At 69.8% G+C, this 1,045-nt stretch carries 1 pseudogene; it reads right to left on the bottom strand.

Annotation, left to right across the window (positions count from 1 at the left end):
* Nucleotides 1–199 precede the first annotated feature (199 nt).
* Nucleotides 200–1,045 (bottom strand): annotated as a pseudogene (locus AB0M88_RS53340) (hypothetical protein); the annotation flags it as partial.

Raw genomic sequence — 1,045 nt, 5'->3', positions numbered from 1 at the left:
TAGCGCCGACCGTCCACCACGTCAGCACCGCCCAGCCGCTGACCCACTGCTCGACCCTGCGATTCGTCGAGGAACAACTCCAGCTGCCGCTGCTCGGATGCGCCTCCGACGCACGCTCACTCGGAGCCTCCTTCGGCCTCTGACCGACCACCCATAGTCGTACGGTTCGCCGGTGACCCTCCGGGGTCGAGGTGAGGGCTCAGGATCGTCTTACGTAGAGTGCCATCGATCCATTTTTCACTTTCCAGACGTTGACCCGCCGGAATCCGTCGCGCAGGTACGGCCGCAGGTCGGGTCGCGCGGTCGTGGGATCGCCGCGCCGCCCGTAGACCACCAGCCAAATGCGAGCCGCGGACGCCAGCAGGGCGGTGGGATGGGCATATTCGAGCGCGGTCAAGGTCGCGGCTTCGGCGGCCGACTGACGAACCAGAACGTCGCGGGGCCGGCCCGGGTCGTGCCGCAGGTAGTAGTCGAGCCCGGCCCGCATGGTGCGGCCCCGCTCGAGCACGATGTCGTCGCCCGGCTGCTGCTCGCGGCGGATGACCGCGGCCAACGTGCGGTAGTCGCTGCCGTTCTTGAAGGTCGGCTGCCGTACCGCGAGCTGCCCGGGCACCGCGGCGGCCGCGAACACCGCCAACGTCACCACCGCCACCACCCGGTTCGCCAGACCGGCCGCGGCGACGATCATCGCGGGCAGCAACACGAACAGCAGGTACCGGTTGACCCAGAAGGACGTCCCGGCGAACGACACGGCGCCGACCACGGCGAGGGGCAGCCCAGCGGCCGCGATCATCTCGGCGACGGGCCGCGTCATCCGCGAACCCGCCACCAGGAGCAGGCCGATCAGCAGCCAGGCGACCTCGGTGGACCCGGCCAGATATCTCGGGAAGGTGTAGACCGCGCCCAGAGTCATGGGCGGTACCCAGTGCAGCTGTGCCGGCCGTTGACGCAAACCCCACCAGATCAGTGGGGTCAGGAGCAGCAGCGGGCCGGCAACCGCCGCCGACCATCGCACCGCCGTTGATCGGCGTCGGGAGAGGACGAG

Source organism: Actinoplanes sp. NPDC051411, assembly GCF_040682075.1.
Taxonomy (GTDB): Bacteria; Actinomycetota; Actinomycetes; order Mycobacteriales; family Micromonosporaceae; genus Actinoplanes.
The sequence above is the reverse complement of the archived record's forward strand: the minus strand, read 5'-3'. Positions and strand labels throughout refer to the sequence as shown.